The sequence below is a fragment of the Falsiroseomonas sp. RANM36 genome (assembly GCF_056682175.1).
This window is the reverse complement of record NZ_JBWXTD010000006.1, coordinates 478,521-492,284: the sequence shown is the minus strand read 5'-3', so window position 1 is coordinate 492,284 and position 13,764 is coordinate 478,521. Positions and strand designations below refer to the sequence as shown.

General features: G+C 71.7%; 11 protein-coding genes and 1 pseudogene. 1 reads left to right on the top strand and 11 read right to left on the bottom strand.

Going from position 1 to position 13,764, the window contains the following annotated elements; all coding sequences use genetic code 11:
- Positions 1–1,254: pseudogene (locus AC1MIR_RS23945) on the top strand (hypothetical protein); the annotation flags it as partial.
- Positions 1,255–1,403: 149 nt separating this feature from the next.
- Here AC1MIR_RS23945 and lepA read toward each other — a convergent pair.
- From lepA to AC1MIR_RS23890, 11 genes are all read right to left on the bottom strand, one after another.
- On the bottom strand, positions 1,404–3,209 hold the full coding sequence (gene lepA / locus AC1MIR_RS23940; protein ID WP_480030677.1) for a translation elongation factor 4: 1,806 nt from the start codon (positions 3,207–3,209) through the stop codon (positions 1,404–1,406).
- A 74-nt stretch (positions 3,210–3,283) separates the two neighbouring features.
- On the bottom strand, positions 3,284–4,483 hold the full coding sequence (locus AC1MIR_RS23935) for an MFS transporter (RefSeq protein ID WP_480030676.1): 1,200 nt from the start codon (positions 4,481–4,483) through the stop codon (positions 3,284–3,286).
- Positions 4,480–6,954, bottom strand: a complete 2,475-nt coding sequence (gene pheT / locus AC1MIR_RS23930) for a phenylalanine--tRNA ligase subunit beta (RefSeq protein WP_480030675.1) — start codon at positions 6,952–6,954, stop codon at positions 4,480–4,482. Before pheT ends, AC1MIR_RS23935 begins: the two co-directional genes overlap by 4 nt.
- 144 nt (positions 6,955–7,098) lie before the next feature.
- Positions 7,099–8,184 (bottom strand): phenylalanine--tRNA ligase subunit alpha, encoded by a 1,086-nt coding sequence (gene pheS, locus AC1MIR_RS23925; RefSeq protein WP_480030674.1) that lies wholly within the window; start codon positions 8,182–8,184, stop codon positions 7,099–7,101.
- 83 nt (positions 8,185–8,267) lie between these two features.
- Entirely contained in the window at positions 8,268–8,633 is a 366-nt protein-coding gene (rplT, locus tag AC1MIR_RS23920; protein WP_109872800.1) for a 50S ribosomal protein L20, read from the bottom strand.
- 17 nt (positions 8,634–8,650) lie between these two features.
- On the bottom strand, positions 8,651–8,857 hold the full coding sequence (rpmI, locus tag AC1MIR_RS23915; RefSeq protein WP_219765424.1) for a 50S ribosomal protein L35: 207 nt from the start codon (positions 8,855–8,857) through the stop codon (positions 8,651–8,653).
- A 183-nt stretch (positions 8,858–9,040) separates the two neighbouring features.
- Positions 9,041–9,718: a GntR family transcriptional regulator gene (locus AC1MIR_RS23910; protein ID WP_480030673.1), complete on the bottom strand. Its 678-nt coding sequence runs from the start codon at positions 9,716–9,718 to the stop codon at positions 9,041–9,043.
- Positions 9,715–10,470: an SDR family NAD(P)-dependent oxidoreductase gene (locus AC1MIR_RS23905; protein WP_480030672.1), complete on the bottom strand. Its 756-nt coding sequence runs from the start codon at positions 10,468–10,470 to the stop codon at positions 9,715–9,717. Before AC1MIR_RS23905 ends, AC1MIR_RS23910 begins: the two co-directional genes overlap by 4 nt.
- Positions 10,467–11,861, bottom strand: a complete 1,395-nt coding sequence (locus AC1MIR_RS23900) for an MmgE/PrpD family protein (protein ID WP_480030671.1) — start codon at positions 11,859–11,861, stop codon at positions 10,467–10,469. Before AC1MIR_RS23900 ends, AC1MIR_RS23905 begins: the two co-directional genes overlap by 4 nt.
- A gap of 13 nt (positions 11,862–11,874) precedes the next feature.
- Positions 11,875–12,615 (bottom strand): TSUP family transporter, encoded by a 741-nt coding sequence (locus AC1MIR_RS23895; protein WP_480030670.1) that lies wholly within the window; start codon positions 12,613–12,615, stop codon positions 11,875–11,877.
- 2 nt (positions 12,616–12,617) lie between these two features.
- Positions 12,618–13,595, bottom strand: a complete 978-nt coding sequence (locus AC1MIR_RS23890; protein WP_480030669.1) for a Bug family tripartite tricarboxylate transporter substrate binding protein — start codon at positions 13,593–13,595, stop codon at positions 12,618–12,620.
- Positions 13,596–13,764 lie beyond the last annotated feature (169 nt).

Below are 13,764 nucleotides of genomic sequence, written 5' to 3'. Positions count from 1 at the left end.
CTCGACCCGGCGAGGCTCGACGGCGGCGCGGGCCTCGATACGCTGCGCGCGATCGGCGCGACGATCAGCGCCGGCTTCTCCTTCGCGACGCTCACGGGCTTCGAGATCATCGAGCTTGCCAACGCCCCCAACGCGATCTCCTTCGTCGCCGGCGGCCTGCCGGCGGGCGGCGCGGTGGAGATCCGCGGCGGCAGCGACGCCGACATCCTCGACGCTTCCGCGCTCACCACCGGCGCGCGCTTCCTCGGCCGCGCCGGCGACGACATCCTGACCGGCGGCAGCGCCGGCGATCTGCTCGATGCCGGCACCGGCGCCGACCTCGTCTTCGGCGGCGCGGGCGCGGACACGGTGCGCTTCGCGGATCTCGCGGGCGACGACATCGCCGATGGCGGCACGGGCTTCGACCGGCTGGAGCTCGCCGTCGGCAACGCGTTCCTCCCGCAAGCCCTGCTGGCGAACTTTACCGCATTCGAGTCCCTGTCGCTCGACCTGGCGGGGGGCCGCGTCGTGCTGCCCAACATCTTCACGGTCACGGTCGGCAACGGCGTCTTCGTGGTGGAGCTGAACACCACGGCCGGCGGGCCGGCCTCCGCCTTCCGCGCGCATGCCGTGCCGAACCGGCTGGACATCTTCGGCGACGACGGTGCGGAAGCCATCACCGGCGGCCGCCTCGGCGACACGATCCGCGACGGGGGCGGGGCCGACCGCATCCAGGGCCATCTCGGCGCCGACAGCATCGTCCTGTCCGCCGACGGTGCGTCGGACCGTATCGTCTTCGGCAACTACAACGACGGCTCGCGCGACATCTTCGCCCCGACCAATGCCGGCACGCTGGCACAGGCGGACACCATCAACGGCTTCGGCGGACCGGGCGACCCCGACAACCTGCTGGAGTTCACGCGCTCGGCCTTCGCCGGCCTCGGCACCAAATCCGCCATCGTGACCCTCGCCGCGGGGGCGAATCTCGACCTCAGCACGGCGGGCGCCTTCATCCTGAATGCGGCCAACCCGGTGGCCGGCGGCTTCGCCGACCGCGCCGCGATCAACACCGCCTTCGGCAACCGCGTGCTGGGCGGCGACCTGGGTCACGCGGCCTTCGTGATCGCGCGCGGGCCGGGCGGCACCGACGCGGCGATCTACTACGTGCGCGACCTCGACAACCTGCCCGGCCTCACCGATGCCGACGCGGTGACGCTGCTCGCCGTGCTGGTCGCGCCGGGCGCCATCACCGCGGCCGACATCGTGCTGGCGTGATATCGACGAGCCTTTCCGTTGACACGGAAAGGCACCTCAATCGCCGGCGCTCGCATCCGCTCGCTTGGCTGCGCCGCACTGGCGGCGGGCCGCGTTCGCGGCCTCGCCCGCCTTCGGCGGGCGCAGGTTAAGAGAGAAGCTCGGAGGTATCACGCATCCATCTTGAGGGCAGCGATGAAGGCGCTCTGCGGGATCTCGACCTTGCCGAACTGCCGCATGCGCTTCTTGCCCTCCTTCTGCTTCTCCAGAAGTTTTCGTTTCCGTGTGATGTCGCCGCCGTAGCACTTCGCCGTGACGTCCTTGGAGAGGGCGGAGATGGTCTCGCGCGCGATCACGCGGCCGCCGATCGCGGCCTGGATCGGGATCTTGAAGAGCTGGCGGGGGATCAGCTCCTTCAGCTTCTCGCAGATCTGCCGCCCGCGCCGCTCGGCCGCGCTGCGATGCGCCATGAAGCTCAGCGCGTCCACCGGCTCGGCATTCACCAGGATGGAGATCTTGACCAGGTCGCCTTCCTCATAGCCGTCCTGCTGGTAGTCGAAGCTGGCATAGCCGCGGCTGACCGATTTGAGGCGGTCGTAGAAGTCGAACACCACCTCGTTCAGCGGCAGGCGGTAGACCGCCATCGCGCGGTTGCCGACATAGGTCAGCTCGATCTGCCGCCCGCGCCGCTCGTTGCAGAGCGTCAGCACCGGGCCGAGATAGTCGTCCGGCACCATGATCGTCGCCTTGATCCAGGGCTCCTCGATCACATCCACCACGCTGCCATCCGGCATGTCCGCCGGGTTGTGCAGCTCGATCTCCTCGCCGTTGGTCTTCCTGATCTTGTAGACGACGGAAGGCGCCGTCGCGATCAGGTCGAGGTCGAACTCGCGCGACAGCCGTTCCTGGATGATCTCCAGATGCAGCAGGCCGAGGAACCCGCAGCGATAGCCGAAGCCGAGTGCCGCGGAGGTTTCGGGCTCGTAGTGGAAGGACGCATCGTTCAAGCGCAGCTTCGCCAGCGATTCCCGCAGCTTCTCGAAATCGTCCGCGTCCACCGGATAGAGCCCGCACCACACCACGGGGATGGAGGGCTTGAAGCCCGGCAGCGGCGCGCTGGCGGGATTGCGGTCGTCGGTGATGGTGTCGCCGACATTGGTGTCCGCCACGGTTTTGATCGCGGCGGTGACGAAGCCCATCTCGCCGGGCGAGAGACGATCCACCGGCACCATCTTCGGCGTGAAGACGCCGACCTGCTCGATGGTGTGGACCGAGCCGTTCGACATCATGCGGATGCGCTGGCCCTTGCGCAGCTCGCCGTCCTTGACCCGCACGAGCACGACGACGCCGAGATAGGCGTCGTACCAGCTGTCCACCAGCAGCGCCTTGGTGGTCGCGTTCACATCGCCCGTGGGCGGCGGCAGGCGCGTCACGATCGCTTCCAGCACGCCCTCGATGTTGAGCCCCGTCTTGGCGCTGATCATCACGGCGTCGGAGGCATCGAGGCCGATCACGTCCTCGATCTGCTGCTTCACCCGGTCGGGCTCGGCCGCGGGCAGGTCGATCTTGTTCAGGACCGGCACGATCTCGTGGTTGGCGTCGATCGCCTGGTAGACATTGGCCAGCGTCTGCGCCTCGACCCCCTGGGACGCGTCCACCACCAGCAGCGAGCCCTCGCAGGCCGCCAGCGACCGGCTCACCTCATAGGCGAAGTCCACATGGCCCGGCGTGTCCATCAGGTTGAGCGTGTAGGTCAGCCCGTCCTTCGCCTGATAGTTCAGCCGGACGGTCTGCGCCTTGATGGTGATGCCGCGCTCGCGCTCCAGCTCCATGTTGTCGAGGAGCTGTTCCTTCATCTCGCGCGCGGTCACGGCGCCGGTGGTCTGGATCAGGCGGTCGGCCAGGGTGGACTTGCCATGGTCGATATGCGCGATGATCGAGAAGTTGCGGATGCGGTCGAGGGGTACGTCGGTCATTGGAGGGGATCTGGATGCCCGTTGGGGGGTTGCGCCCCACATAGGGGCTGCGGGCGGCCCTGGAAAGCTTCGGATCAGTGCGGCAGCAGGGGCCGGAGCCGCCACATGGCCCAGGCGCCGAGCAGCGGCCCCGGCGCCAGCACCGCGAAGGCCCAGTTCCAGCCAAGCCCCTGGATCGCCAACGGCACCAGCGCGATCGTCCCGGCCGTCAGCAGGAAGCCCAGGCTGGTCTGCACCGTCAGCATCGTGCCGACATAATCGGGCGGCGACAGGGTGACGATGCAGGCCGAGAATTGCGCCGAATCCGCCACCACCGTGAAGCCCCAGACCAGCGCGACGGCGATCGCGAGCGCCGGCGCCACCGCCGCCGCCGGCCCCACCAGCAGCGCGCAACTGCCCGAGGCCAGCATGCAGAGGGCGGCCACCGAGGCCCGGTTCCACCGATCCGCCAGCAGCCCCGCCAGCACGCAGCCGACGGCGCCCGCCGCCATCACGGCGAACACCCAGGGCCCCGCCTGCCCTGCCTCGCCCCCCAGCACCCCCGCCAGGAAAAGCCCGATCCAGGCCCACATGGCATAGAGCTCCCACATGTGGCCCAGATAGCCGAGGTTGGCGTAGCGCAACCCCTTGTTCCGCCACGCTTCCAGCGCCTGGGAGGGCCGGAAGGGCGGCCTTGCGCCGAGCAGCGGCCCCGGCCGGAAGGCCAGGATGGACAGCCCGCCCGCCGCCGCCAGCACTCCGGCCCCGAGATAGGCCGCCTGCCAGCCGATGCCGCCGAGCAGCGTCGGGATCAGGTGGGGCAGGGCCGAGCCGAGGGTCAGCGCGCCGACCAGCAGCCCGATCAGCAGCCCCAGGTCGCCATCCCTGCCCCCTTTGGCCCAGGACGCCGCCAGCTTCATCCCGACCGGATAGACCCCGGCCATCGCCGCGCCCGCGACGAAGCGCAGCCCGAGCGCCGCCAGGCCGGATGGCGCGACCTGCGTCTGTGCAAGGGTCGCCGCCGAGGCGAGCAGCGCAGAAGCCAGGAACAATCGCCGCGGATCGCGCCGGTCCGCCAGCGACAGCACCGCCGAGACCAGCGTCCCCGCCACGAAGCCGAGCTGCACCGCCGCCGTCAGCCAGGCCGCGTCGGCGCGCGTGATCAGGCCTGCCGCCAGAAGGTCCGGCACTGCGGCGGTGCCGGCGAACCAGACGGACAGCACCAGCACGACGGCGAGACAGAGCAGCGCCAGGTGGCGCGGCTTGGTCGTCGCCGATGGTGCCGCGGCGCTCACCCCCGAAGGCTCGCCCCCGTCGCCTTCGTCACGGCGGCAACCACCTTTTGCGTGGCAGCCTCGATCTCCGCATCGGTCAGCGTCCGCTCGCGCGGCTGCAGCGTGACCTGGATGGCGAGGCTCACCTTGCCCTCCGGGAGCTTGTCGCCGGCATAGCGGTCGAACAGCACCACATCGGCGATCAGCGCCTTGTCGGCGTTGCGCGCCGCGCGCAGCAGCGCCTCGGCGGAGACGCCGGCATCGGCCAGGAAGGCGAAGTCGCGCCGCACCGGCTGGAAGGAAGGCAGGTCCGGCACGCCCTTCTTCCGCCGCTTCGGCTCGGCGATCGCGTCCAGGAACACTTCGAAGCCCACCGCCGCGCCGGGGATGTCGAGCGCGGCGCGGACCTTCGGGTGCAGCTCGCCGAAGGTCGCCAGCACCACCTTCGGCCCCTGGCGCAGCACGCCCGAACGGCCCGGATGGTAGAAGCCCGGCGCATCCGCGGTGACCTGCACCGCCGCCATGGGCACGCCGAGGCGTTCGAGCACGGCGACAGCATCGCCCTTCGCATCCAGCCAGTCCACGGCGCGCGCGGGCGACGCCCAGCTCGCGCCCGTCATCCCCGCGCGCACCCCCGCCGCCACGGCAAGCTGGCTGCTGCCCGCGGCCGGATCGCGATAGGCGCCGCCGATCTCCGCCAGCGCGACGTCGCCGAAGCCGCGCGCCGCGTTGCGCGACGCCGCCATCGCGAGCGAGGCCACCGGCGTCGGCCGCATCTGGTCGAGATCCGACGCGATCGGATTCTCGACTCGCAGCCCCTCGGGCGTGTCGCCGAACAGCGCCGCCTGCTCGCGCGCCAGGAAGCCGTAGGTCACGCAATCCTGCAGCCCGCGCGCCGCCAGCACGCGCCGGGCCAGCGCCGCGCGCGCCTGCTTCGGCGCGAGCGACGGCCGCGGCACCGGCGAGGTGATCGGCATCGACACGGCCGGCACCGAATCCAGCCCGCCGAGGCGCAGCACTTCCTCCACCAGATCGCATTCCGGCTCGATCGCCGCGCAGCCTTCCGCCGCGACGCGCGCGCGGTCCGCCGGTAGCGAGGGGTCCTGCGCCAGCGCGCCATGCCCCGCGATGTCGTTGCGCCAGGACGGCACGGCGACGGTGATCGCGTCCGCATCGCGCGAGACGGTGCTGAAGCCGAGCGCCGAGAGCCGCCGCTCCGCCTCCTCGCGCGGCAGGTCGAGCCCGCCGAGGCCGGCGATGCGTTCGAAGCGCAGCGTGGCGTTGCGCCGCCACGCCGGCTCGGCGCCGGCTTCCGAAATCTCCGAGGCCTCGCCGCCGCACAGCTCCATGATCATGCGCGTCGCGGCTTCCAGCGCCTTCGGCAGCAGCGCCGGATCGATGCCGCGCTCGAAGCGCGACCGCGCATCGGTGCGCACGTCGTGCCGCCGGCCGGACAGCGCGATGCGCACGGGATCGAACAGCGCGCATTCGATGAAGCATTCGGTCGTCGTCTCGTCGCAACCCGAATGCTCGCCGCCGATCACGCCGCCCAGCGCCTCGACGCGCTCGGCATCGGCGATGACGCCGTCCTCCTCGGTGAGCTGGTAGGTCTTGCCGTTGAGCGCGAGCAGTTCCTCGCCCGGCCGCGCCATGCGCATCGCCAGCGTCGTCCCGGAGACCTTACGCACATCGAAGACATGCAACGGCCTGCCATAGGCAAACGTGAAAAAATTGGTCACGTCCACCAGCGCGTTGATCGGGCGCAGCCCGATCGCCGTCAGCCGGTCCTGCAGCCATTGCGGCGAGGGCCCGTTCGTCACGCCCCGCACCGCGCGCCCCAGCACCCAGGTGCAGGCGCGACGATCCTCGATCGTCCAATGCAGCGGCGAGGGATAGGTCGCCGCGACGGGCGCAACCTCCCACGACTTCAGCGTGCCGAGCCCGGCCGCCGCCAGGTCGCGCGCGATGCCGCGCACGCTGAGCGCATCGCCGCGGTTCGGCGTCACCTTGATCTCGATCACCGGATCGTCGAGCCCGGCATAATCCACGTAGCGCGTGCCGACCGGCGCATCCGCGGGCAGGTCCACGATGCCCGAATGATCCTCGCCGAGCCCCATCTCGCGCGCCGAGAGCATCATCGCTTCGGACTTCACGCCGCGGATCTCGCCGACTTTCAGCGTGATGCCCGTGCCCGGGATGAAGGCGCCCGGCAGCGCCGCGACGCCGAGCATCCCCGTCCGCGCATTCGGCGCGCCGCAGACGACCGAGTATTCGCGCCCGTCGCCAAGGTCCACGCGCAGCGCGCGCAGCCGGTCCGCGTTCGGATGCTGCACCGCCTCGATCACCCGCGCGATGCGGAAGGAGGCGAGCGCCGCGGCGCGATCCTCCACGCCTTCCACCTCGATGCCGATGGCGGAGAGGGTGGTGGTGATCTGATCGAGCGACGCGTCGGTGTCGAGGTGCTCGCACAGCCAGCTCAGAGTGAACTTCATGGAATCAGCTCCGCGGACGGAGAATGCGGCCGCCCCCCCGCCCCCCCCCCCCCGGGGGCCGCGCGGGTGGGGGCGGCCGGGGCGCGGCGGGGCCCAGCCGCCGGAGGCCGCGCCCGGCGCCTGAGGGCGATGAACAACGAAGCATCAGATACCCTCGCTCAGCGAAGCTGGTGCGAGGGGATCTGATGCGTAGTGCTTCAGCCAGCGCAGGTCGCATTCGTAGAACGGCCGCAGATCCGGCATGCCGTGCTTCAGCATGGTGATGCGCTCGATCCCCATGCCGAACGCAAAGCCCTGCCACTCGCGCGGATCGAGCCCGCAATTCGCCAGCACCTTCGGATGCACCATCCCGGACCCCAGGATCTCCAGCCAGTCCCCGCCGCCGCCGAGCTCGCCGGTCTTCCGGTTCCAGCCGATATCCACCTCCATCGAGGGCTCGGTGAACGGGAAATACGACGAGCGGAACCGCACCGGCAGGTCCGAGATTCCGAAGAATGCGCGGAGAAAATCGATCAGGCAGCCCTTCAGGTGCCCGAGCGTGATCGCGCGGTCGATCACCAGCCCCTCCACCTGGTGGAACATCGGGCTGTGCGTCGCGTCGTGGTCGGCGCGGTAGGTGCGGCCGGGCGCGATGATGCGGATCGGCGGTTCCTCGGCCAGCATGGTGCGGATCTGCAGCGGCGAGGTCTGCGTCCGCAGCACGCGCCGATGGCCGTTCGGGTCGGTGCCGGGCATGTAGAAGGTGTCGTGGTCCTGCCGCGCCGGATGATGGTCCGGGATGTTGAGCGCGCCGAAATTGTGCCAGTCGCTCTCGATGTCCGGGCCTTCCACGACGCGGAAGCCCATGGCGCCGAAGATCGCCGTCAGCTCCTCGATGGTGCGGCTGATCGGATGGATGCCGCCATCGGACGCCGTGCCGGGCGCGAAGGGCCGGGCGGGGAGGGACACGTCCACGCGCTCCGCCTTCAGCCGCGTCTCCAGCTCCGCCGCCTCCAGCGCCGTGCGCCGCGCGTCCAGCAGCGCCTCGATCTCGCCCTTCAGGCGGTTCAGCGCCGCGCCGCGCTCCTTGCGCTGCTCGGCCGGCACCTGGCCCAGCCCCTTGAGCAGGCCGGAGAGGCTGCCGGACTTGCCCATCACGGCAACGCGCACCGCGTCCAGCGCGCGCAGGTCGGCGGCGTTGGCGAGCGCCTGCTCGGTCTCACTGCGCAGCGCCGCAAGATCGTCTGACATCGTCGGCTCCGGATACGCGAAGGGCCGCCCCCTTGCCGGGGACGGCCCTCCATCTGTTCGAAAAAGCCGATCCCGGGAAGGGATCAGGCCTGCGCGGGGAGGGCGCCCTTCGCCTTCTCGACGATGGCGCTAAAGCTCGCCGCGTCGTCATAGGCGATGGTGGCGAGAACCTTGCGGTCCATCTCCACGCCGGCCGCCTTCAGCCCCGCGATGAACTTCGAATAGGTCAGCCCGTGCTCGCGCACGGCCGCGTTGATCCGCTGGATCCACAGGCCGCGGAACTCGCGCTTCTTGTTGCGGCGGTCGCGATAGGCGTATTGCAGCGCCTTCTCGACGCGCTCCAGCGCGGGGCGGTAGGCGGTGGAGGACCGGCCCACATAGCCCTTGGCGAGCTTCAGGACCTTCTTGTGACGGGCGTGCTTCGTGACGCCCCGCTTGACGCGTGCCATTGGTCAGACCCCTCCGCTCAGCGATCCAGCCCGTAGGGCAGCCACTGCTTCACCGTGTCGCCGTCCTGCTTGTCCAGCACGAACATGCCGCGGTTCTGGCGCTTCATGGTGGTGGTCTTGGCCGTCAGCATGTGGCGCTTGTTGCCGGCGCCGGCCTTGACCTTCCCGGTCGCGGTGAGTCGGAAGCGCTTCTTCACGCTCGACTTCGTCTTCATCTTGGACATTTGGCCCTCCTGTCGGGGTCATGCCCCCCACCTTGCGCCCTGCCAGGGGCAGGGGCCGCACCATGCGGCGGGGGGGCTGGGCCGGCCGGGCATGTCCATGGGCCACGGCGCGGGGAGCGCGGCGTATAGGCCGCTGCGCCGCCGGATGCAAGGCGGCCCGCGAGTCCCCCCGCGGGCCCGGCCTCACTCCGGCGGCACCGCGTCCAGCCGCATCCGGACCTGCGCCGCCTTGCCGAGATGCGCGCGCATCGCGGCGCCGGCAGCCACGGGGTCGCGCGCAGCGATCGCCCGCAGCACCGCCTCGTGCTCCTGCAGCACCTCCGCCGTGCGGCCCGGCAGGGAATAGGTCGTCCCCGGCAGCAGCGCCAGGAAGTCCGACATCGAGGCGATGGCATGATTCAGGAACGAATTCCTGGCGGCGCGATGGATCCCCTCATGGAAGCGCCGGTTGAGCTTCGCGGCCCGCGCCGGATCGCCCGCCGCCTCGCGCATGCGCTCCAGCGTGTCCGCAAGCTCCGCCAGGTCGAAATCCGTGGCGTGCAGCGCCGCCATCTCGGCCGCCATGCCCTCCATCGCCATGCGGAAGGCGTAGAATTCCCGCACCCGCGCGCCCTCGAGCCGGGCGACGCAGAGCCCCTGGCCCGGCACGTCCTCCACCAGGCGGTCGGTCTGCAGCCGACGCAGCGCCTCGCGCACCGGGGTCCGGCTGGCGTTCAGCGCGGCGGCGAGCTGGGTCTCCCGCAGCCGCTGGCCGGGGCGGTAGGCGCCCCCCAGGATGCCCCGGCGCAGCCGCCGATAGGCCAGCTCGGCGCGCGAGACGCCTTCCTCCTCCGGCGCATCGGGGGACGCAGCCGGCGTCACGGCAGGAAGAGGCCGCCATTCACATGGATGCTCTGGCCGGTGACGAAGGAACTCGCCGGCCGGCAGAGCAGCCGCACCATCTCCGCCACGTCCTCCGGCACGCCCTCGCGCCCGACCGGCGGCGTGCCGGCGATGCCCTTGCCCGCGGTGGCGGCGCGCTTGCCGCCGATCTTGCCGGGGATGACGCAGTTCACGGTGATCCCCTGGCCGGCGAATTCCATCGCCAGCGCGCGCGTCAGCCCGATCAGCCCGGCCTTGGCCGTGCCGACATGCGCGCGCTCCTTCGCGCCGAGATGCGCCGAGACGCCGCCCATGCTGACGATCCGCCCGTAGCCCCGCGGCGCCATCCGCCGCAGCGCCGCGCGGGAGCAGAGGAAGGCGCCGTCCAGGATCACCCCGGTGATCTCCTTCCAGCGCGCATAGCTCATCTCGCAGAAATGCTCCTCGCCGCGCAGCGCGGCGTTGTTCACCAGGATGTCGAGCCGGCCGAAGGCGCGGTCGATCTCGGCGAACATCGCCTCCACCGCGGCTTCCTCGGTGACGTCGGCGAGCACGACCAGGGCGCGGCGGCCGAGCGCCTCCACCTCCCGCGCGACGCCCTCGGCCTCCTCGCGCGAGGCGCGGGCATGCAGCACGACATCCGCCCCCTCCTCGGCCAGCGCGAGGGCGCAGGCGCGACCGATGCGGCGCACGCCGCCGGTGATCAGCGCGACATGGCCGAGCATGGGGCCCGGCATGGGGGTGGTTGTCATGGATGGTTCTCCGGCATGGCGTTCAGCTGCAGCAGTGGGCGCAGGTCGCGGGCGCGCAGCGTCTCGATCCCCCGCACCGCCTCGACCAGGCGCGCGGCGCGATCGCCCAGCAGCGGCGCGCAGAGGTCCAGCACCTTCGCCTCGACCTCCGCCTCCGGCATCGGGTTCTCCGGCGTGCCGCGCACCGCGACCGCGTGGTGGCGGCGCGCGGCGCCGTCGGCGAAGGCGATCTCCACGATCGCCTGGCGGGCGGGGATGGCGGCGGTGAGCTCCGCGCTCGGCACCAGCGTGATCTTCGCCCGCAGCGCCCGGATGGCGGGATCCTGCATGCGCGCGACGTCATGCGCCGCGGCGAAGCTCGCCGCGCCGTCCAGCAGCACCACGGCCGCCATGTGCTGCACGCAGACATCGGGCATGGCGCGGTCGTTGACGATGTGGATGCGGTCGTCCGGCATGGTGATGGTGATCGCCGCGATGCCATCGGGCGATTGCGGCGCGCCGCCGGTGATCGCCACGATCGCGTCCAGCACCGCCTGGATCGGGCTGCCGACGCACCACTTCTTGATCGAGGCGCGCATGATCTCGAAGCGCGTGCCGAGCCCCTCCGCCAGCGCGGCGCGGTCGGGCGTCTCGGCGAAGGCGGCGAACAGGTTGTGCTGGCCGGCGAAGGGATCGTCCACGCCGGTGAAGCCGGAGGCGACCATCAGCGCGCCGAGCGTGCCGTTGCGCGCGGGCATGGCGGCGAAGTCGAAGGCCTTCTCGACATGGTGCGGGTCGCGGTTCCAGAAGGGGATGCCGCTGGCCTGCTGCGCCGCATAGGACAGCAGGTGCCGCGACTGCCGCCCGTCCAGCCGCAGCAGCGCGCCGGCCGCCGCGGCGGCGCCGAAGGCCGGGCCGATGCTGTGCGTGCTGTGCCGCGCCTTCGCCGGCGGCGGAAAGCCGAGCGCGAGGTTCACGCGCACGCAGACATCGTAGCCGACCGCGATCGCCCGCAGCAGCGCCGCGCCGTCCGCGTCCTGCCGCTCGGCGATGGCGAGCGCCGCGGGCACGATGGCGCAGCCCGGATGGCAGCGCCCGGCCAGGTGACTGTCATCGGTCTCGTCGCCATGCGCCGCCATGGCATTGGCGAAGGCGGCCTGCGCGGCCGGCAGCAGCGCCCGCGCGCCGACCGCCAGCGCCTCCTCGATGCCGCCCGAGGCGGCCGCGAAGCGCGCGCCCTGCACGCCGGCGGCAAGCTGCGTGCCCGAGACGATGGCGCCGAGCGTGTCCAGCAGGTGCAGCCGCGTCTTGCGCGCCACCTCCGCCGGCAGCGGCCGCGATGCGGCCTCCACCATCCAGGCGGAGAGGGCGAGCACCTCCTCCGACAGCGCCTGCGGGGCGGGTGCGGCCATGCGCGTCTTCCTCCTACACCAGCCCCAGGCCGCGCAGCGCCAGCATCGCGCCGCCGGTCAGGATCGCCGCGTCCAGCAGCGCGGTGTGCAGCGAGACGCTGATCCGCGTGCTGATCCAGCGCGCCGTCATCACGCCCGGAATGGCGATCAGCCCGATCACCAGGGCGAAGATCCAGGACGCGGGCGGCAATTCGCCGAGCGCCTGGAAGGTGCCGACCTTCACCAGCCCGACGACGAGCGAGATCGCCGCGTCGGTCGCGATCACCGCCTGCGGCGCGAGCCCGAGCGCGGCCAGCGCTGCGGTCAGCACCACCCCGCCCCCCGGCGTGCCGCCGGTGACCAGCCCATAGACCGCGCCGAGCGCCACGATCCCCGCCGGCCCGACATTCAGCCGCCTTCCCTTCAGCCAGCGCCGGAGCGGCACCATGCCGACCAGCGTGAGGCCGAGCAGCAGCGCCACCTGCTGCCCGCTCAGCAGCGTGAAGAGCGAGGCGCCGACGAAGCAGAAGGGGATCGCCGCCAGGGTCAGCGGCAGCACCGGGCGCCATTCCACGCGGTCGCGGAAGATCACCAGGCGCGAGGCGTTGTTGAACAGGCCGGAGACCGCGAGGATCGGGATCGCGGCCGCGGCGCCGACCACGGGTGCCAGCGCCAGCGGCATCAGCAGGTTGGTGCCGTAGCCGGCCAGGCCGCCGACCACCGCCGTCCCGAAGGCGGCGGCGCCGACGCCCAGCGCGGCCAGCGGCTCGATCAAGATCAGCGCGCCAGCCGCACGCCGCCGGTCTGCAGCACGTTGCGCAGCTGCACCTGGTAGTCGCGGAAGAAGGCGGCGGTGTCCGCAGGCGAGAGGAAGGCGCTCTGCAGCTGGTTGTCCTCGACGTATTTCTTCCACGCCGGGCCTTCCGACATGCGGCGGAACAGGTCGCCGTAGAAGGCCACCGCCTCCTCCGGGATGCCGGGGGGCGCGACCAGGCCGCGCGCCTGGATGACATCGGCGATGGGGAAGCCCGCCTCGGCCAGCGTCGGCACGTCCGGCAGCAGCGGCAGGCGGGTCGCGGTCGCGGTGGCCAGGATGCGCAGCCGCCCGGCGCGCACCTGCTCGCGGATCTCGGCCGGCTCGGCGATCATCATGTCCACATGGCCGCCGAGCAGCGCCGACATCCGCTCCCCGCCCGAGGGGAAGGAGATGAAGGCCCAGCGCGCGCCGGTGTGCGCCATGAGCAGCTGGCGCACCAGGGCGTCGCGCGCGGTGGGCGAGCCGCCGGACTGGCGCACCTGGCCGGGCCGCGTCTTCGCCGCCTCGACGAAGTCGGCGAGGCTGCGATAGGGCGAATCGCCGCGCACGATGACGACGGCGGGCTCGATCGCCACGCGCGCGATCGCGGTCATGTCCGTGACCTGCGCGCGCGCCTCGGCCTGCACCAGCGGCAGCGACATCCACAGGCTGGTCCAGACGCCGACCACATGCGGGTCGCCGCGCCGCTCCATCATGTAGTTCATCGCCGTGGCGCCGCCGCCGCCGACGCGGTTGGCGACCTGCATGCGGCCGTCGAACAGCTTGTCCTGCTCGATGGCGGAGATCAGCGCGCGGGCGAAGACATCCGGGCCGCTGCCCGGGCCGTTATGGGCCACGAACTCGATCGGGCGCGAGGGCGTCCAGGCGGCACGCGCCGGACGGATCAGCCCGGCAAGCGCAAGCGTGCCGCCGGCGGCGAGAAGATGACGACGCTGCATGTGGTCCTCCCTTCGGTTGCAGTCATGCTGGGCTGCGGAACTGCTGCCGCAGTTCCGCCCTCAGACGCCGGCGCGGCCATCCGGCCGCTTGGCTTCGCGGCAAGAGCCGCGGGCCGCATTCCGGGACCCCATCCACGTTGCACGGCAACGTGAATGGGCACCCGTCGCG

Excerpts from the sequence above, each read along its gene's own strand:
- lepA (WP_480030677.1), bottom strand. The coding sequence starts at position 3,209 with ATGACCGACGTACCCCTCGACCGCATCCGCAACTTCTCGATCATCGCG.
- pheT (WP_480030675.1), bottom strand. The coding sequence starts at position 6,954 with ATGAAGTTCACTCTGAGCTGGCTGTGCGAGCACCTCGACACCGACGCG.
- pheS (WP_480030674.1), bottom strand. The coding sequence starts at position 8,184 with ATGTCAGACGATCTTGCGGCGCTGCGCAGTGAGACCGAGCAGGCGCTC.
- rplT (WP_109872800.1), bottom strand. The coding sequence starts at position 8,633 with ATGGCACGCGTCAAGCGGGGCGTCACGAAGCACGCCCGTCACAAGAAG.
- rpmI (WP_219765424.1), bottom strand. The coding sequence starts at position 8,857 with ATGTCCAAGATGAAGACGAAGTCGAGCGTGAAGAAGCGCTTCCGACTC.
- AC1MIR_RS23905 (WP_480030672.1), bottom strand. The coding sequence starts at position 10,470 with ATGACAACCACCCCCATGCCGGGCCCCATGCTCGGCCATGTCGCGCTG.
- AC1MIR_RS23900 (WP_480030671.1), bottom strand. The coding sequence starts at position 11,861 with ATGGCCGCACCCGCCCCGCAGGCGCTGTCGGAGGAGGTGCTCGCCCTC.
- AC1MIR_RS23890 (WP_480030669.1), bottom strand. The coding sequence starts at position 13,595 with ATGCAGCGTCGTCATCTTCTCGCCGCCGGCGGCACGCTTGCGCTTGCC.